We start from the raw sequence: 17,952 nt of genomic DNA, 5'->3' as shown, positions 1-17,952 counted from the left end.
GACCCGGAGTTACCAGTCCGCCCACCGACCGCTCCATGGGGTAATGGGTCCTGGCTTTCGCCAGGACGACGGCTGTGTTTGACGCTGCGGCGTGCCTATAGGTAGCGCGCCTACGCCGCATCCACCTTCAACACCCCACGCCGGATCTGATCCTCCTCGATCGATTCGAACAGCGCCTTGAAATTGCCCTCGCCGAAACCGTCGTCGCCCTTGCGCTGGATGAACTCGAAGAAGATAGGGCCGATCGCATTGGCCGAGAAGATCTGCAGCAGCACCTTAGTCTGGCCGCCGTCGACCACGCCCTCCCCGTCGATCAGGATGCCGTTTTTCTGAAGCCGCGCGACGTCCTCGCCATGCTTCGGCAGCCGCGCGTCGATCCGCTCGAAATAGGTCGCGGGCGGCGCCGGCATGAAGGGCAGGCCCGCTTCGCGCAAGTCCTCGATGGTGCGGTGGATGTCGCGGCAGCCGCAGGCGATGTGCTGGATGCCTTCGCCGCGATAGATATTCAGATATTCCTCGATCTGGCCGGAATCGCCGGCGTCCTCGTTGATCGGAATCCGGATCTTGCCGTCGGGGCTCGTCAGCGCCCGCGAGAACAGGCCGGAGGCGCGGCCCTCGATGTCGAAGAAGCGGATCTGGCGGAAGTTAAAGAGTTTTTCGTAGAACCCGGTCCAGACATCCATGCGGCCGCGATGGACGTTGTGGGTGAGGTGATCGAGATAGAACAGGCCGGCGCCGGCAGGCCGCGGATCGCGCGCGCCGAGCCATTCGAACTCGCCGTCATAGGCCGAACCCTTGGCGCCGTAGCGATCGACGAAGTAGAGCAGGCTGCCGCCGATGCCCTTGATCGCGGGGACATCGAGCGTCTTCTGCGCGGAGGACACATCCGCAGGTTCGGCGCCGAGTGAAATCGCGCGGTCATAGGCCTTCTTCGCATCGACGACCCGAAACGCCATTGACGGCGCACAGGGGCCGTGCGCGGCGACGAAATCGTGACCGTGAGTGCCGGGCTCCTCGTTGACCAGATAGTTGATATCGCCCTGACGATAAACCGTGATCGTCTTCGTTCTATGGCGCGCGACGGGCGCATAGCCCATCAGCTTGAACAGGGCGTGCAGCTGGTCCGGATCGGGATGCGCATATTCGACGAACTCGAACCCGTCGGTGCCCATCGGATTATCGGCGGTGATCGTGGCCGGCGGTGCATCGTGCGGAAACGGACCCATGCTGCTCTCCCAAATTGCTGTTGAGAGGAACTATCCTTCACGACGCCTGCAATGAGCGTGCAAATGGGACGCTGTTTGGCTATGTTGTGCACGGTCCGTGCATAAAATGGGTAAACCGCGCATGACTTTGGTGGATGCCTTCGACCTCAAGATCCTGGGCGCGCTCCAGGACGACGGCCGCCTCACCAACCAGGAACTGGCCGACCTCGCAGGCCTCTCGGCCTCGCAATGCTCGCGGCGACGGATGCGGCTGGAGGAGGAGAAGGTGATCTCAGGCTATCATGCCGATCTCTCCAGCGAGGCGCTGGGCTTCGGCGTGGTCGCCTTCATCCAGGTGACGCTGGCGACCCACTCACCGGATAACTCGAAACGCTTCCGAACGCTGGTCAATCGAATCGACGAGATCCAGGAGGCCTATTCGCTCACCGGCGACGCCGACTATGTGCTGAAAGCCGTACTGCGCGACCTGAAGGGTCTCTCCAATCTCGTCAACGACGTGCTGATGCCGCACCAGAGCGTGGCGCATGTGCGCTCTTCGATCGTGCTCGACCGGCTGAAGGAAAGCACGCGTCTGCCGCTGAAGGAAATCAAACCCGGCTGAAATCGAGGGAAATCCGGCATTCGCGCTGCGCGCGCGATCTGCGATGATCCCGGCCAATCTGCGGAGACTGAGCCATGGCCCTTCAGCTTCGACCGAACTGCGAATATTGCGACCGCGACCTGCCCCCGAACGCAACCGATGCGCGGATCTGCTCCTATGAATGCACGTTCTGTGCGGACTGCGCGGAGACGAAACTGTCCAACGTGTGCCCGAACTGCGGCGGCGGTTTTGCGCCGCGCCCGATCAGGCCAGTGCAGGAATGGCGACCGGGCGTGTGCACGACGAAGCAGGCGCCGTCGGATAAGCGAGTGCATCTGAAGTACAGCCTGGAGGACGTCGCGGCGCATTGCGCGCGGGTCAAGGACGTACCGCCTGAAATGCGCTGACTTCGTAGGGTGGGCAAAGCGAAGCGTGCCTACCGCGATCGCGGAGAGGAATGGTGGGCACGGCGCTGATGCCCCTTTGCCCACCCTACAAGACCGAGTGTGGGGCGCCCTACTCCGCCGGCAAAACCGTCCCTTCGACCTCACCAAAACCGACGCGATAGCCCTCGCCTTGACACCAGCCGCGCATGACGAGGCTGTCGCCGTCTTCCAGGAACGACCGCTTGATGCCGTCGGGCAATTCGACCGGCTCGGTGCCGTTCCAGCTGATCTCCAGCAGGCTGCCGCGCTGGTTCTTCTCCGGACCGGAAATGGTGCCGCTCCCGAGGAGATCTCCGACATTCATGGCGCAGCCGGAGGAGGCGTGGTGCATCAGCTGCTGCACCGACGACCAGTACATGTACTTAAAATTGGTGCGGCTGATGCCGGCCGGCGCGTTGGCTCCGGCGGCACGCAAGGAGACGTCGAGCTCCACATCATAGTTCTGCGGCTTGCCCTGCTTGAGGTAGTCAAGCGGCACCGGCTCCTGCGCCGGCCCGCTCAGGCGAAACGGCTCCAGCGCCTCGCGCGTCACCACCCACGGGCTGATCGAGGTCGCGAACGCCTTGGCGAGGAACGGGCCAAGCGGCACATATTCCCATTGCTGGATATCGCGCGCGCTCCAGTCGTTGAGTAGCACGAAGCCGAAGATCATCTCCTCGGCCTGCTGCTCAGTGAGCATGCCCCCCATCGGCGAGGGCTGCCCGATCACGACACCCATCTCCAGCTCGAAATCGAGCCGCTTGCAGGGCGCAAAGCTCGGCACCTCGACAGAGGGCGGCTTCAGCTGCCCGCGCGGACGCTTCACCTTGGTGCCCGAGACCACGACGGTCGAGGCACGGCCGTTGTAGGCGATCGGCATGTGCAGCCAGTTCGGCTGCAGCGCATTGTCCTTGCCGCGGAACATGACGCCGACGTTGGTGGCGTGCTCCTTGGACGAATAGAAATCGGTGTAGCCGGAGACTGCGAATGGCAGATGCAGTTTCGCATCGCGCATCGGCACCAGAGCCTGCTTGCGCAGCTCCTCGTTGTCGCGCAGCTCGGGATGATCGTGGCGCAGCAGCTCGCTGATCCGCGCCCGCGTCTTCGCCCAGACCTTTGGTCCCAGCGTCATGAAAGCATTGAGCGACGGCGTCGAGAACACGCCGAGCGGCCCGACGTCGAGCCGCGAATCCTGCTCGAGTTCCCAGAGATCGAGCACATAGTCGCCGATCGCCACGCCGACGCGCTGAGTCGGATTGGCCGCGGTCGAGAACACGCCGTAGGGCAGGTTCTGGATCGGGAAGTCGGAGGCGGGATCGACGTCGATGAAAGAGCGGAGGCTGGGATCGTTGGGGTGGGTTGTCACTTTTTCACTCGGTCCTTTTTCCTTCTCCGCTTGCGGGAGAAGGTGGCATAGGCGGCCTTTGGCCGCCGTTACTTAAGAGAACGCCGAAGCCAAGCTTCGGCTTTGGCGCCGGATGAGGGGTTGTATCTGCGTGTCCGAATGAGAGAGGCTTGTTCGCGGAGACAGACCCCTCACCCGTCTCGCCGCTACGCGGCGAGCCACCCTCTCCCACAAGGGGAGAGGGGAAGATCGCTACGGCTTGCTCGGATCGAACCGCTTTTCCAGGCCCTTCCAGCAATCCGCGTAGTCGTCCTGCAACGTCGCGGAATTCGCGGCGTGCGCGGTGACGCGCTGCGCGTAGCGGGTCTCGAACATGAAGGCCATGGTGCCAGTTAGCTTGACCGGCTTCAGCTCGCCATTACTGGCGTGCTCGAAAGCGTCGCGATCGGGGCCGTGCGGCAGCATGCAATTGTGCAGGCTCATGCCGCCCGGCACGAAACCTTGCGGCTTGGCGTCGTAGACGCCGTAGATCAGGCCCATGAACTCGCTCATGATGTTCATGTGATACCACGGCGGGCGGAAGGTGTTGTCGGCGACCATCCAGCGCTCGGGGAAGATCACGAAGTCGATATTCGCCGTGCCTGGGGTCTCCGACGGCGAGGTCAGCACGGTGAAGATCGAGGGATCGGGATGATCGAAGCCGATCGCGCCGACCGGCGAGAAGCTGCGCAGATCATATTTATACGGCGCATAATTGCCGTGCCAGGCGACGACGTCGATCGGCGAGTGCGGCAACGTCGTCTTGAACAGTGCGCCGCCCCATTTCACGAATAGCTCGGTCGGTGTGTCCTTGTCCTCGTAGTGCGCGACCGGCGTCAGGAAGTCGCGGGCATTGGCGAGGCAGTTGGCGCCGATCGGCCCGCGCTCCGGCAGGGTGAAGGCGCCGCCGTAGTTTTCGCAGAGATAGCCCCGCGCCGGTCCGCTCGGAATCTCCACCCGGAACTTGACGCCGCGCGGGATCACCACGATCTCGCCGGGCTCGGCATCGATCCGACCGAACTCGGTGACGATGCGAAGATTGCCCTGCTGCAGCACGAACATCAGCTCGCCGTCGGCATTGTAGAAGTGCTGGTCCACCATCGACTTGGTGATCAGATAAACATGGGCGGCCATGCCGGCCTGGGTATTGACGTCACCGGCGGTGGTCATGGTCTGCACGCCCTGAAGGAAAGTCATGTCCTCCTTCGGGATCGGCGCCGGATCCCAGCGCAACTGCGCGATCGGCAGATCGTTTTCATGGCACGGTGCCGAGCGCCACAGGCCGCCGTCGGCCTTCTCGAAGCGACCCGAATGTTTCACCGACGGGCGAATACGATAAAGCCATGAGCGCTCGTTGCTGCCGCGCGGCGCCGTGAAGGGAGAGCCGGAGAGCTGCTCGGCATAGAGGCCGTAGGCACAGCGCTGCGGCGAGTTGCGCCCGATCGGCAGCGCGCCCGGCAGCGCCTCGGTCTCAAAACTGTTGCCAAAGCCGGACATGTAGCCCGGCGTGACCTGGGCCGTGCTGCGAATGATCTGATCGGGCGAGGTATTGATGTTCATGATGATCCTCCTCCTTGCAGGGCGGCCCACATCTCCTGGTCGCGCTTGTCGGTCCAGATCACGGGGTCGTCGATTCCCGACGCCTCGTCGAAGGCGCGCGACACGTTGAACGGCAGACAGTGCTCGTAGATCGCGAAGCTCGAAAATTTCGGATCCATGACCTCGCGCGTCGCGGCCATCGATTCCTTCAGCGTGCGGCCCTTGGCGACCGAGATTTCGGCGGCGCCATAGAGCGAGGTGACGAAGTCACGCGTCATCGCGATGGCTTCACGCACCGTGGCAACACCTTTGAGCGCATCGCCGCGGCCCGGCGCGATCGCCTTGGGATTGAAGTTGCGGATTTCGTTCAGCGTCAGCGGCCATTCGCGCAAATGCGCGTCGCCGCAATAGCAGGCCGAATGGTATTCGATCAGGTCGCCGGAGAACATCACCTCGGCATCGGGCACCCAGGCGACGATGTCGCCGGAGGTGTGGCCGGCGCCGAGCTGCATCAGGCGCACCTCGCGCTTGCCGAGATAGATCGACATCTCGCCTTCGAAGGTCAGCGTCGGCCAGGTCAGGCCGGGAATGCTCGATGCGTCCTGAAACAGGCGCGGGAAGCGGCCATACTCGGAATCCCAATCCTGCTGGCCGCGCTCCTCGATCAGGCGATAGGTCTCCTGCGAGGCGACGATGCCCTGCGCCTTGTAGGCGGAGGCACCGAGCACGCGCACGGCGTGATAATGCGACAGCACGACATATTTGATCGGCTTATCGGTGACGGTACGGACGCGCTCGATCACCTTGTTCGCCATCGCCGGCGTCGATTGCGCGTCGAACACCAGGCAGCCGTCGTCGCCGACGATGATCGCGGTGTTCGGATCGCCCTCCGCGGTGAAGGCGTAGAGATCGGTGCCGATCTCCGAGAAGGTAATCTTCTTTTCGGAGAGGTCGCCGGTGGATGCGAAGTTCTTCGCCATCAATTCATCCTTCAAGTCTTCGGGGTTATTGTTGTTGCTGTTGTTGTTGCTGTTGCTGCTGCTGGCCGTCGATCATGCGCCGCCTGGCGAGGAGGATCGCCTCCCGCAGCACGTCGATATCGCCGATGTGATTGGCGAGGATCAGCACCAGCGCCGCGTCGAAATCGGCGCTTTGCTCGTCGGTGAAGCCACGATGCGCCTCCACGATGGCGCGAAAGGCGTCGTCGGGCCGCGCGAAGTTGGAACTGGTCGAGAGCGGCATGCGAATCCTCAATTCAAGCCTTGAGACCGCGACAGCGCGGTCGCAATCGCTTCGCGCGTTGGACGCCGGAAGCGCGCCGCAACGTAGCCGTCCGGCCTGAGTAAGTAGGCTGAGCCTGGTTCCGCATCATAGCGCTTTGCGGTGAGCGCTGCCGGATCTGCGAGCCCGTCCTTCCCGCCGATGCGGATATCCTTCACACCAACCGGCGCCTCAATCGCCGCGCCATTGCTGAATGACAGCAAGGTGAAGTCCGTTCCACCCTTGCGGAACGCGTCCGTCAAATAGGCTTGCTCGCCCGTGGGCGTCGCAACGGGAGCATCGAGCATCGAACAACCCGGGAGCGGACCACCGCGCCACGCATCCGCATCCGGCGATGACAGCGGCGAGTCATAGCTGCACGGCACCGAGAGCCGCCCGCCATTGACCATGCGCTGGCCGAACTCCGTTTCCTTGGCCAGCGACAGCACCGCCTTACGCAGCCGCGCTTCCTGATGCGAGTTCGGTGCCATGAAGTCGGTCGAGCGGGTGGATTCGCGAATGTTCTCGTCGGCAGCCAGGCTGCGCTCGACATGATAGCTCTCGAGCAGGCTCGCGGGTGAAGCGCCGCGCAGCACGCGGTCGAGCTTCCAGGAGAGATTCTCGGCGTCCTCAAGTCCCGAGTTGGCGCCGCGCGCGCCGAAAGGCGACACCTGATGCGCGGAATCGCCTGCAAAGATCACGCGGCCATGGACGAAGCGGTCCATCCGTCGGCACTGGAATTTGTAGAGCGATATCCACTCGAACTCGAACTTGTCGTGGCCGAGCATGCGCGCAATCCGCGGCCGCACGTTCTCGGGCTTCTTCTCGACGATGGGGTCGGCATAGCGATTGAGCTGAAGGTCGATGCGCCAGACATCATCAGGCTGTCGGTGCAACAGCGCCGAACGTCCCGCATGAAACGGCGGATCGAACCAGAACCAGCGCTCCGTCGGGAATTCCGCGGTCATCTTGACGTCGGCGATCAGGAACTGGTCCTCGAACACCTGTCCCGCGAAGTCGGCGCCGACCATCTGCCGCAGCGAAGAGCGCGCGCCGTCGCAGGCGACGACATATTGCGCGTGCAGGCGATAGGCGCCCTCCGGCGTCTCGATTGTCAGCGCAACGGAATCGTTGCGGCGCTCCAGCGCCGTCACCTTGTTGCGCCAGCGCAGGTTGATCTCGGGTAGATCGCCGATGCGGTCGACCAGATAGGCTTCGGCGTAGTACTGCTGGAGATTGATGAAGGCCGGCCGCTTGTGACCGTCCTCCGGCAGCAGATTGAACTGGTAGAGCTGCTGCTCGCCGTGGAAGATGCGGCCGACGCTCCAGACCACGCCCTTGTCGACCATGCGGTCGCCGACGCCGAGCCGGTCCCAATATTCCAGCGACCGTTTCGAGAAGCAGATCGCACGGGAGCCCTCTCCGATACGGTCGGCATCATCCAGAAGGACGACGTGCTGGCCGCGCTGGGCAAGGTCGATCGCAAGCGACAGCCCGACCGGGCCCGCGCCGACGACCACCACGGGATGCTCGGCCGCGCTCTGGCCGGGACGATCCTGATCGGGGTGGCGGCGATAGCCGAACTGGGTTTTGGCCTGATGCGTATTGGCCTTCGCCATGCGCTAACCTCGGCTCTGGTCAGGAGAGGCCTGATCTGCTAATAGTCTCACGTGCAACTATTTTGGACCGGAGCCGGCCGGCCGTCAACTGGAATTCGGAGCGCTCTCCCTTGGCGAGGACATCCAGCGACATCGCGCTGAAGACACGCGAGGCCGATGAGGCCTCAGCGCGGCCAAAAACACGGCTCGACCTATTCAGGTTCGTGCCGTTCCGCCTCAACCGGCTCGCCGCGGAGGTGAGTTCCGCGCTCGCGGTCGAATATCAGGAACGTCACGGCCTCGACATCCCGGCCTGGCGCGTGATCGCGACGCTCGGCTTCCGCAACGATGCCTGCAGCGCGCAGTACGTCGCGCAATGCACCCGCACGCACAAATCCACCATCAGCCGCGCGGTGACCATGTTGCTGCACCAGGGTTTGATCGAGCGCGTCGAGAACGAAGCCGACCGCCGCGAATTCCGCCTGCGACTGACAAGGAAAGGCCGCACGCTCTACGAGGAACTGTTTCCGCAATTGCTGCGGCGGGAAGACGAGATTCTCGCCTGCCTCTCGGCGCAGGAGCGCAAACAGCTATCGACGCTGCTCGGCAAGATCGAACAGAGCCTCGACCTGATCCAGACCAGCGAAGAGGCCGACGCCAAGCAGGCGTATTGATCACTTCGCAAACGATCGCGACGGCGGCAAATGCAGCGCCCAAACATCGACCTTGTCGCTGGCGCGCGGATAGATCTCCGTCACGATCGGATCATGCCCGGGAATGAACCGGTCAGGATGGCCGGCGAGACGCTCGATCGTCTCCCAGCCAACCGCCATGTCGCCGACATTGTAGACGATCGGGAATGGGCTTCGGCGCTGGAGATTGGCGTAATAATGCGCGGCATCCGACGCCAGCACCACCGGTCCGCGGGCGGTCTCAACCTTCACCACCTGCAGGCCGTCCGAATGGCCGCCGACGCGGTGCACGGTGACGCCGGGCGCGACCTCGCCGTCGCCGGAATAGAAATTGACGCGCTCGCCATAGACATGGCGGACCATCTGGGTGACGTGCTCGACCGAGAACGGATGTCGCAGCAGTCCGTTGCACATGCAGCGCCCCGTCGCGTAGGCCATCTCGCGCTCCTGGATATGGAAGCGCGCGTGCGGGAAACGGTCCAGATTGCCGGCGTGGTCGTAATGCAGATGCGTCACGATGATATCGCGAATGCTCGACGCCGCGACACCAAAGCGCTCCAGCGCGTCGACCGGATTGAGCGTCAGCTTGCGCGCCCGCGCGGACGCTTCCTCGGCATTGAAGCCGGTATCGACCAGAATGTCGCGGCCGTTGCCGCGGATCAGCCAGACGAAATAGTCGAGGTCCTGCGCCGCGCTGTCGTGCGGGTCGGGCGCGAGGAAGTTCATATTGGGCGTGCGCGGCGACATCGTCGCATAGCGCAGTGCGTAGATTTCGTAGGCGTTTCCCATGATTTTGATCTTGCTCTTTTGTGGATGCACCTTCAGGGGCGATCGACCGCACCAAGCCATCGTCCACCGCAAAGGTCAAACACCGGAGGTTGCGAAGCAGGCCCGTCCGCAATGTGAGACCAATCACATTGTTGTAGCCACGGCTGCCCTAACGTGCAGCCGCAATGACAACCAGAATGCATCGCGTGCAATCGTGACCGCCCGTTTATTCCCCCCGCAACATGCCCATGCGTCGCGGTCAATTGTCGCGATAGCGCCGAATCCGCAAGCGGTTGACGCCCCCCTTCGCCGGTTTGATAATGCACATTGCGTAAGTTAAGGTCGCCGCGGCGCAAGCTGGAAACGGCGCCTTTTTGGCTGGATCGCGCTAATTATGAAAATTCGCCTGCTTTTCGTTCTGTCCTTGCTCGTGTCGCTCGTCCCGACCGCTCCGTCACTTGCGGCCGGCGATCGCTTTGCGCTGGTCATCGGCAATGCCAAATATCCGGACGCGGACGCTCCCCTGAAGGAACCGCTCAACGACGCGCGCGACGTCGCAGACGAGCTCAAGCGCGACGGCTTTTCCGTCGAGATCGGTGAGAACCTGACCGGCGACGGCATGCGCCGCGCCTTCGACAAGCTCTACGGCAAGATCAAGCCGGGGTCGGTGGCACTGGTGTTCTTCAGCGGCTTCGGCATCCAGTCCGCGCGGCAGAGCTACTTGCTGCCGATCGATGCGCAGATCTGGACCGAATCCGATGTGCGCCGCGACGGCATCAGCCTCGAAACCGTGCTCGGCGAGCTCAACACCCGCGGCGCCGGCGTCAAGATCGCGCTGGTCGACGCCTCCAGGCGCAACCCGTTCGAGCGCCGGTTCCGCAGCTTCTCGGCCGGCCTCACCCCCGTCATCGCGCCGAACGGCACGCTGGTGATGTATTCGGCGGCGCTGGCGTCAGTAGTCTCGGACGCCGGCGGCGAGCACAGCCTGTTCGTCCAGGAACTCCTCAAGGAAATCCGCGTCCCCGACCTGATGGCCGAGGAGACGCTGAACCGCACCAAGATGGGCGTCACCCGTGCCTCGCGGGGCGAGCAGGTGCCGTGGATATCCTCATCACTGGCCGAGGATTTCTCGTTCATTCCAGGGGCCGGCGGGTCGCGCCCGACAATGACCCCGCCACCCCCGCCTCCCGCGCCGCCGGCCGTCGCCAATAACCCGCCGCCGGCTCCGCCCGCACCATCGCCTGTGCCGCCGAAACCGGCCGACACAGTCGCAGCACCGGCTCCGTCACCGAAGCCGCAGGTCGAGGCTGCCTTGCCTCCTGCACCGCCGCCGCCTCCGCCCGTGATTCCGGCCGACCCCGTCACCGCTCCGAGCATGGAGAGCGGGCCGAGTGCGGCCGTCCTGGCCGACGACCCCACCATCAAGGGGCTGACCGCCAAGATCGCGGCCAATCCGGACGACGTGAACGCGCTTTACCGGCGCGGCCAGGTCTATGCCAGCAAGGGCGCCTACAGCTTGGCCATCAAGGATTTTGACGAGACGCTCCGGATCAACCCGAAGGATGTAGAGGCTCTGAACAACCGCTGCTGGACCCGCACCGTGGTCGGCGACCTCCAGGGCGCGCTGAAGGATTGCAACGAGGCCCTGCGGCTGCGACCGAACTTCGTCGACGCGCTGGACAGCCGGGGGCTGGTCAATCTGAAATCGGGGGCGGTCAAGAACGCCATCGCCGATTTCGAGGCAGCCCTGAGGATCAATCCGCGCCTGACCTCCTCGCTGTTCGGACGCGGGATCGCCAAGCAGCGCAACGGCTCGGCCCAGGAAGGTGCACTCGACATCGCCAATGCCAAGGCGATGGACCCGAACATTGTTCAGGAATTCGCAAGCTACGGAGTGCGTTGATATTTTTTTGAATCGAGGCCGGTGTGCCTCGAACCCGCGGCGGCCCCGCGAAGACTAATCGAACGGATGCCGCAGGCCGTCCCTTCGGGGGCTTATTGCAGGGATTTTGGAACGACGCGAGCTGGCTGCGCAGGAGGGACTGGCTATGAGATTGGCTGCAAAGGGACTTACCGCAATCCTGTCCATCATCACCGTTGGCGCCGCGCTGTCGCTGACGATCCCGCCGGCATTCGCGGGCGACGACGGCAACAGCAAGAACGTCACCGAGGACGAGATCGTCCGCGCGCTGGCGCCGCCGCCGAAGAAGCCGCTGACCCGCGGCCTCTCGATCGCTCCGCAGGCCGATCCCGCACCGAGTGCGACGGAGACCAAGCTGATCCAGTCCGTGCGCGGCCGCTCGACAAGGTCGCTTTCATCGACCGAGCGTGAAGAAATCGCGTCGGCGGCCAAGGACAAGCCGAACATCGATCTCGAAATCACGTTCGACTACAACTCGGCCAATATCAGCGCCAAATCGCTTGCCTCGGTCCAGGCGCTCGGCCGCGCGCTGACCAGCCCCGACCTGAAGGGCTCGACCTTCGTGGTCGCCGGACATACTGACGCCGCCGGCGGCGAGAGCTATAATCAGGATCTGTCGGAGCGCCGCGCGGATTCGATCAAGCGCTATTTGGTCGACAAATACAGCATCTCCGCGACCGACCTCGTCACGGTCGGCTATGGCAAGAGCAAGCTGAAGGACCCGGCCCAGCCGATGGCGGAGGTCAACCGTCGCGTGCAGGTCGTCAACATGGAAAACAAGACCACCGCATCGAAGTGAGCACGACGTAATCCTTTGAAGTGACAAGTCGTGATGTGGTGTAAAGTCTCGCTTCCAGCACGCGTCCCGCAGGCTTGCGGGACGCTGCTTTATTTCAGGGAAACGCTCACCATGGGCCGCGCGCGGACGGCCGCGAGCCAGGCCAGGACGATCCGGCAATGAACCTCTCCGAATATCTCAAGCCGGCCGGAACGGTGGTCTTCGTCGTCGTGCTCGGCGTCGGCTATTATCTGTTCGAGCATCGGCACCGCGCCGAGCCCAAGGAAACGCCGAGCGAGGCGCTGGTCATCGTGACCAAGTCGACCAATGCCTGCTTCTCCGACCTGGTCCGGGTGACCGGCTTCTTCGTGCCGCGCCGCGAAGCCGTGGTCGTCGCCGACCAGGAGGGATCCAGGGTCACCGACCTCTTCGTCACCGAGGGCACCCTCGTCACCGACAATCAGGAGCTGGCGCGCCTGACCGCACCGCCCCAGATCCCGGGCCAGCCGCAGCGGCCCGGCCCGCAAGGACCGGTCTCGCTGAAAGCCCCTGCGCCGGGCCTCGTCACCGAGGTCCGCACCATCGTCGGCGCACCGGCCTCGCCACAGGCCGGCCCGATGTTCCGTATCGCCGTCAACAACGAGATCGAGCTGGACGCGCAGGTCCCGGCGGTGCACATGGCCAAGCTCAGCTCCGGCGCGACCGTGCGCATCAGCCGCGACGACGCGCCCGATTTGATCGGGCGGGTCAGGCTGGTCGCGCCCGAAATCGATCGCGCCACCCAGCTCGGCCGCGTGCGCATCAGCGTCACCAACAATCCCTCGCTGAAAGTCGGCGTGTTCGCCCGCGCCTCGATCGACGCCAAGCGAAGCTGCGGCGTCGCGGTTCCCAAGACCGCGATCGACCATCTCACCGTGCAGGTCGTCAAGAGCAACATTGTCGAGACGCGCAAGGTACGGGTCGGGCTGTCATCGGACAGCGCGACGGAAATCCTGGAAGGCCTCAACGTCGGCGAGATCGTCGTCGCCGACGCCGGCTCTTCGCTGCATGACGGCGACCAGATCAAGACCATGTTCGCCGATGAACTCGATCGCACGCGGGTACGCTGATGGCTCTCAATATCTCGGCATGGTCGATTCGCAATCCGCTGCCGTCGGTGGTTTTTTCCATCATCCTCCTGATCCTCGGCTGGGTGTCCTTCACCAAGCTCGCGGTGACGCGGCTACCCTCGGCCGACATTCCCGTGATCTCGGTCGCGGTATCGCAGTTCGGCGCGGCACCCGCCGAGCTCGAATCCCAGGTCACCAAGACGGTTGAAGACGCCGTCTCCGGTGTCGAAGGCGTCAGGCACATCACCTCGCAGATCACCGACGGCCTGTCGGTGACGACGATCCAGTTCGCGCTGGAAACCAACACCGACCGCGCGCTCAACGACGTCAAGGACGCGGTGACGCGCGTGCGCTCCAACCTGCCGCAGAACGTCACCGAGCCGCTGATCCAGCGCGTCGACGTCATCGGCCTGCCGATCGTCACCTACGCCGCGATCTCGCCCGGCAAGACGCCGGAGCAGCTCTCCTATTTCGTCGACGACGTGGTCAAGCGCGCGCTGCAGGGCGTGCGCGGCGTCGCCCAGGTCGAGCGCATCGGCGGTGTCGAGCGCGAGATCCTGGTCTCGCTCGATCCCGACCGCCTGCAGTCGATGGGGTTGACGGCCGTCAATGTCAGCCAGAGCCTGCGCGGTACCAATGTCGACGTCGCCGGCGGTCGCGCCGAGATCGGCAAGAACGACCAGGCGATCCGCACCCTCGCCGGCGCCAAGACGCTGAGCGACCTCGCCGGCACCATGATTCCGCTGTTCGGCGGCGGCGAGGTCCGGCTCGACGATCTCGGCACCGTCACCGACACCATCGCCGACCGCCGTACCTTCGCCCGCTTCAACGGCGAGCCCATCGTCGCGCTCGGCATCAAACGCTCCAAGGGTGCCAGCGACGTGAAGGTCGCCGAGGCCGTGCAGAAGCGCATCGACACGCTCAAGGCCACCTATCCCGACGTCGACCTGAAGGTGATCGACACCTCGGTCGAATATACCAACGGCAATTACCACGCGGCGATCTCGACCCTGTTCGAGGGCGCCATCCTCGCCGTCGTCATCGTGCTGTTGTTCCTGCGCGACCTGCGCGCCACCATCATCGCCGCGATCTCGCTGCCGTTGTCGATCTTCCCGGCATTCTGGGCGATGGACCTGCTCGGCTTCTCGCTCAACCTCGTCAGCTTTCTCGCCATCACGCTGTCGACGGGTATTCTGGTCGACGACGCCATTGTCGAGATCGAGAACATCGTCAGGCACATGAACATGGGCAAGTCGCCCTATCGTGCCGCCCTGGAAGCCGCCGACGAGATCGGCCTCGCGGTGATCGCGATCTCGCTGACGATCATTGCGATCTTCGCACCCGCGAGCTTCATGTCGGGCATCGCCGGACAGTTCTTCAAGCAGTTCGGCATCACCGTCTCGGTACAGGTGTTCTTCTCGCTGCTCGCGGCGCGCTTTGTCACGCCGGTGCTCGCCGCCTACTTCCTCAAACATGGCAATCACCAAGAGCCGCCGCCCGGCCGCGTGCTGCGGTCCTATCACAGGATCGTGGGCTGGTCGGTGAAGCACTATTTCATCACGGTGCTGGCCGGCTTCGGCGTCTTCGCCGCCTCGATCTGGAGCATCACGCTGCTGCCGCAGGGTTTCCTGCCGGCGCAGGACAGCTCGCGCTCGCTGGTTGCCCTCGAGCTGCCGCCGGGCACGCAGCTCGCCTACACCGAAAAGGTCACCGAAGACATCGTGGCGCGCCTGCGCAAGCGGCCCGAGGTGAAGAGCATCTTCGTCGATGGCGGCCGCGTTCCACCAGGGACCCAGGAAGTCCGGCGCGCCGCCTTGATCATCAACTACACGCCCAAGGACAGCCGCGATATCACGCAGCGCGAGCTCGAATTCTCGATCAGCCAGGAACTGGAGAACATTCCGGACATCCGCTTCTGGTTCCTCGACGAGAACGGCCTGCGCGCCATCTCGCTGGTCGTGACCGGCGCGGACGCCAACATCGTCAACAACGTCGCCAGCGAACTCGCGACGCAGATGAAGCGGATTCCCACCATCTCCAACGTGATCTCGGAAACCACGCTGGAGCGGCCCGAGCTGCGCGTCGAACCGCGCGCCGATCTCGCCGCACGGCTCGGCGTCTCGACCGAAAGCCTGTCGCAGACCATCCGCGTCGCCACCATCGGCGACGTCGGCCCCGCGCTCGCCAAGTTCGACGTCGGCGACCGTCTGGTGCCGATCCGCGTGCAGCTCGAGGATGCCGCGCGCGGCAATCTGAAGACGCTCGAACAGTTGCGCGTGCCACTCGGCGAACACGGCGAGAAGGGCGGCGTGCCGCTCTCCGTCATCGCCGACGTCAAGCTCGACCAGGGTCCGACCAGCATCAACCGTTACGATCGCGAGCGACAGGCGACCGTCGCGGCCGATCTCGTCGGCTCCGCCGCGCTCGGCGACGCCACCAAGAAGATCTACGACCTGCCGGTCATGAAGAGCCGGCCGAAGGGCGTGAAGGTCTCCCCCTCCGGCGACGCCGAAAGCCTGAACGAACTATCCGAAGGCTTTGCCACCGCGATCACGGCGGGCCTGATGATGGTCTACGCCGTGCTGGTGCTGCTGTTCGGCACCTTCCTGCAGCCGATCACCATTCTGTTCTCGCTGCCGCTCTCGATCGGCGGCGCGATCGCGGCCCTGCTGATCACCGGCAAGCAGCTCACGACACCGGTGTGGATCGGCATCCTAATGCTGATGGGCATCGTCACCAAGAATGCGATCATGCTGGTGGAATTCGCCATCGAGTCCATTCACGCCGGCACACCGCGCGAAGAAGCCATGATCGACGCAGGCATGAAACGCGCACGCCCGATCGTGATGACCACGATCGCAATGGCCGCGGGCATGATGCCAAGCGCGCTCGCGGTCGGCGCGGGCGGCGAATTCCGCTCGCCGATGGCGCTCGCGGTGATCGGCGGCCTGATCTTCTCGACCATCCTGTCACTGGTGTTCGTGCCCGCGATGTTCATGGTGATGGACGATCTCGGCGCCCTGATCTGGCGCTTCGGCAAGCGGCTGGTCGTGCACAGCGAAGATGCGGAGGGCGCAAGTCACCACGGAGCTGCGCCGGCGGAAGCGATGCAGCGGCCGAAAAACATCGTGCATCCTGCGGCGGAGTAGCTATTGCCTTCAGATCTCGGGCTCGACATCGGTAAGTGAAGTGCTATCTTTCGGGAATGAACCTCATAAGCCGAACGCTTGAGATCGACGCCGACACTGATGCCCGTCTCCGGGAGATCGCGTCCGAGCGGGGAAAGGACATCGCAACGGTTCTCGCAGAGGCCGTCGCATTGCTCGATTCAGTGATCGACGTTTCCAGTCCAGATCTCGCAGAGGACCGCAGTCGTTACGACGACTTCAAGCGCACCGGCCTGGCTGTCCCACTCGACGACGTTAAAGCGTGGGTGGCAAGCTGGGACTCGGCAGACGAGCTGCCCCGTCCCCAGCCGCGCAAGGTGAAATGATCCACCTTTCGCCAGCCGCGGTCGAAGACATCGAGCGGCTGCGAACACTCCTCGATACTGTTAATCTTGGCGCCGCGAAACGCGCCTTGGCCTCGATCTGGAAGGCAATCGATCGGCTGCCGGAATTGCCGGCGCTGGGCAAACCGACTGAGGATGCCGTCATCCGCCAAATCATCATCCGCTTCGGCTCGTCAGGTTACATCGTGCGATATGTCATCGCTCCCGAGACAGGCGATATTCTCATTACGAGAATCTGGCATGGCCGTGAGGCACGGACCTGACGCCCCTACTCGTTCCGCGCGATCGCCGTCAGCTTGGTCATGTTCCGCAGCAGGATGCGGCCGCGCTGGAGATCGAGGATCGCTTCCTTGCGCCAGGCCTGAAGCTGGCGGTTGACGCTCTCGCGGGCGGCGCCGACGAAGACGCCGAGTTGCTCCTGCGAGATGTGCACCTCCGAGCCGAAATCGGCGGCGAGCGCGCAGAGGCGCCGCGCGAGGCGAACCGGCAGCGGCTGGAGCATGGACTCTTCCATGCGCTCGCTCTGCCAGCGGATGCGCTGGCACAGCAGCGCGATGATCTTGATCCCGACTTTCGGCTCGCGTTCGAGGAAAGCCAGAAAGTCTTCGCGCCGCAGCACGAACAACTCGCTGGCTTCGCCCGCGGTGGCGTCCGCAGTGCGGCTCTGGCCGTCCAGCACCGCAACCTCTCCGAACAGGTCGCCCGGCCCCATGAAGTTCAGCGTCAGGCGGCTGCCGTCGGAGGCGCCGGTCTCGATACGGACCTGGCCTCGGCGCACGCCGAACAGCGCATCGCCCGCGTCGCCCTTCTGGAACAGCACCTCGCCGTTCCCCAGATGCTGGGTGTGGCAGAGATTCGCCAGCCGCTGGAGCTCGTCTGCGCCGAGATCGGCGAACATCGCATTCATCTTGAGGATGACCGCAAATTCGGCCTGCTTGCTCATTTCAATGTCCTTGTGAATTTCGTTGGCAAATCGCTTGGAACCATCAACATCAGGATCGCGTAAAACCGCGCCGGGGAAGTGTGCCATAAGTCACATAACTTTGCAGCACCCCCAGACTATTTTTCCGTGCTTGGAGCCGCTTCCCGTCCCGGGATAAACTCAGGCGCAAAGGACGCGCGCAAATGACGGTCATCTGCCGGATTCGACGCCGATCGTCC

17 protein-coding genes are annotated in these 17,952 nt (G+C 63.9%); 9 read left to right on the top strand and 8 right to left on the bottom strand.

Annotated elements, in window-relative coordinates:
- Nucleotides 1-110: 110 nt before the first annotated feature.
- Nucleotides 111-1,226: a 4-hydroxyphenylpyruvate dioxygenase gene (hppD, locus tag ABIB80_RS05130; RefSeq protein WP_007599051.1), complete on the bottom strand. Its 1,116-nt coding sequence runs from the start codon at nucleotides 1,224-1,226 to the stop codon at nucleotides 111-113.
- A gap of 121 nt (nucleotides 1,227-1,347) precedes the next feature.
- Here hppD and ABIB80_RS05125 point away from each other — a divergent pair, with 121 nt between their 5' ends.
- Together ABIB80_RS05125 and ABIB80_RS05120 are read left to right on the top strand one after the other, a co-directional pair.
- Complete coding sequence (locus ABIB80_RS05125; protein WP_007599049.1) at nucleotides 1,348-1,827, top strand: Lrp/AsnC family transcriptional regulator; 480 nt, start codon at nucleotides 1,348-1,350, stop codon at nucleotides 1,825-1,827.
- Between the two features lie 74 nt (nucleotides 1,828-1,901).
- Nucleotides 1,902-2,213 carry a DUF1272 domain-containing protein gene (locus ABIB80_RS05120; protein ID WP_007599047.1) on the top strand — a complete coding sequence of 104 codons (312 nt, stop codon included), beginning with the start codon at nucleotides 1,902-1,904 and terminating at the stop codon, nucleotides 2,211-2,213.
- 109 nt (nucleotides 2,214-2,322) lie between these two features.
- Here the strand turns inward: ABIB80_RS05120 and fahA are convergent, their stop codons facing one another.
- From fahA to ABIB80_RS05095, 5 genes are all read right to left on the bottom strand, one after another.
- A complete protein-coding gene (gene fahA, locus ABIB80_RS05115; protein ID WP_007599046.1) occupies nucleotides 2,323-3,597 on the bottom strand; it encodes a fumarylacetoacetase in 1,275 nt (424 codons plus the stop codon).
- 231 nt (nucleotides 3,598-3,828) lie between these two features.
- Nucleotides 3,829-5,175: a homogentisate 1,2-dioxygenase gene (hmgA, locus tag ABIB80_RS05110; protein WP_007599045.1), complete on the bottom strand. Its 1,347-nt coding sequence runs from the start codon at nucleotides 5,173-5,175 to the stop codon at nucleotides 3,829-3,831.
- Nucleotides 5,172-6,134, bottom strand: coding sequence for an MBL fold metallo-hydrolase (locus tag ABIB80_RS05105; protein ID WP_007599044.1), 963 nt, complete (start codon nucleotides 6,132-6,134; stop codon nucleotides 5,172-5,174). Before ABIB80_RS05105 ends, hmgA begins: the two co-directional genes overlap by 4 nt.
- 25 nt (nucleotides 6,135-6,159) lie before the next feature.
- Nucleotides 6,160-6,396, bottom strand: coding sequence for a DUF2783 domain-containing protein (locus tag ABIB80_RS05100; RefSeq protein ID WP_007599042.1), 237 nt, complete (start codon nucleotides 6,394-6,396; stop codon nucleotides 6,160-6,162).
- 8 nt (nucleotides 6,397-6,404) lie between these two features.
- Nucleotides 6,405-8,033, bottom strand: coding sequence for an FAD-dependent oxidoreductase (locus ABIB80_RS05095; protein WP_007599040.1), 1,629 nt, complete (start codon nucleotides 8,031-8,033; stop codon nucleotides 6,405-6,407).
- 110 nt (nucleotides 8,034-8,143) lie between these two features.
- Between ABIB80_RS05095 and ABIB80_RS05090 the strand changes: the two genes are divergently transcribed.
- Complete coding sequence (locus ABIB80_RS05090; RefSeq protein ID WP_007599039.1) at nucleotides 8,144-8,686, top strand: MarR family winged helix-turn-helix transcriptional regulator; 543 nt, start codon at nucleotides 8,144-8,146, stop codon at nucleotides 8,684-8,686.
- On the opposite strand, the gene ABIB80_RS05085 is transcribed toward ABIB80_RS05090, so the two are convergent.
- Nucleotides 8,687-9,493, bottom strand: a complete 807-nt coding sequence (locus ABIB80_RS05085; protein ID WP_035995385.1) for an N-acyl homoserine lactonase family protein — start codon at nucleotides 9,491-9,493, stop codon at nucleotides 8,687-8,689.
- A 373-nt stretch (nucleotides 9,494-9,866) separates the two neighbouring features.
- Between ABIB80_RS05085 and ABIB80_RS05080 the strand changes: the two genes are divergently transcribed.
- The 6 genes from ABIB80_RS05080 to ABIB80_RS05055 all read left to right on the top strand — a co-directional run bounded on the left by ABIB80_RS05080 (nucleotide 9,867) and on the right by ABIB80_RS05055 (nucleotide 17,054).
- Nucleotides 9,867-11,375 (top strand): caspase family protein, encoded by a 1,509-nt coding sequence (locus ABIB80_RS05080; RefSeq protein WP_007599037.1) that lies wholly within the window; start codon nucleotides 9,867-9,869, stop codon nucleotides 11,373-11,375.
- 145 nt (nucleotides 11,376-11,520) lie between these two features.
- Nucleotides 11,521-12,192 (top strand): OmpA family protein, encoded by a 672-nt coding sequence (locus tag ABIB80_RS05075; RefSeq protein WP_007599036.1) that lies wholly within the window; start codon nucleotides 11,521-11,523, stop codon nucleotides 12,190-12,192.
- A gap of 158 nt (nucleotides 12,193-12,350) precedes the next feature.
- Nucleotides 12,351-13,280: an efflux RND transporter periplasmic adaptor subunit gene (locus ABIB80_RS05070; protein WP_007599035.1), complete on the top strand. Its 930-nt coding sequence runs from the start codon at nucleotides 12,351-12,353 to the stop codon at nucleotides 13,278-13,280.
- Nucleotides 13,280-16,429, top strand: coding sequence for an efflux RND transporter permease subunit (locus ABIB80_RS05065; protein WP_007599034.1), 3,150 nt, complete (start codon nucleotides 13,280-13,282; stop codon nucleotides 16,427-16,429). The genes ABIB80_RS05070 and ABIB80_RS05065 overlap by 1 nt, the downstream gene beginning before the upstream one ends.
- A 35-nt stretch (nucleotides 16,430-16,464) precedes the next feature.
- Complete coding sequence (locus ABIB80_RS05060; RefSeq protein ID WP_245285962.1) at nucleotides 16,465-16,773, top strand: hypothetical protein; 309 nt, start codon at nucleotides 16,465-16,467, stop codon at nucleotides 16,771-16,773.
- Entirely contained in the window at nucleotides 16,710-17,054 is a 345-nt protein-coding gene (locus ABIB80_RS05055) for a type II toxin-antitoxin system RelE/ParE family toxin (RefSeq protein WP_198288261.1), read from the top strand. The genes ABIB80_RS05060 and ABIB80_RS05055 overlap by 64 nt, the downstream gene beginning before the upstream one ends.
- Nucleotides 17,055-17,059: 5 nt before the next feature.
- Here the strand turns inward: ABIB80_RS05055 and ABIB80_RS05050 are convergent, their stop codons facing one another.
- Nucleotides 17,060-17,734, bottom strand: a complete 675-nt coding sequence (locus tag ABIB80_RS05050; protein WP_007599026.1) for a Crp/Fnr family transcriptional regulator — start codon at nucleotides 17,732-17,734, stop codon at nucleotides 17,060-17,062.
- Nucleotides 17,735-17,952 lie beyond the last annotated feature (218 nt).

It is taken from the genome of Bradyrhizobium sp. i1.15.2 (assembly GCF_040548425.1).
Lineage (GTDB): Bacteria > Pseudomonadota > Alphaproteobacteria > Rhizobiales > Xanthobacteraceae > Bradyrhizobium > Bradyrhizobium canariense.
Note: the sequence above shows the minus strand (reverse complement) of the source record. Positions and strands in the feature narration are given on the sequence as shown.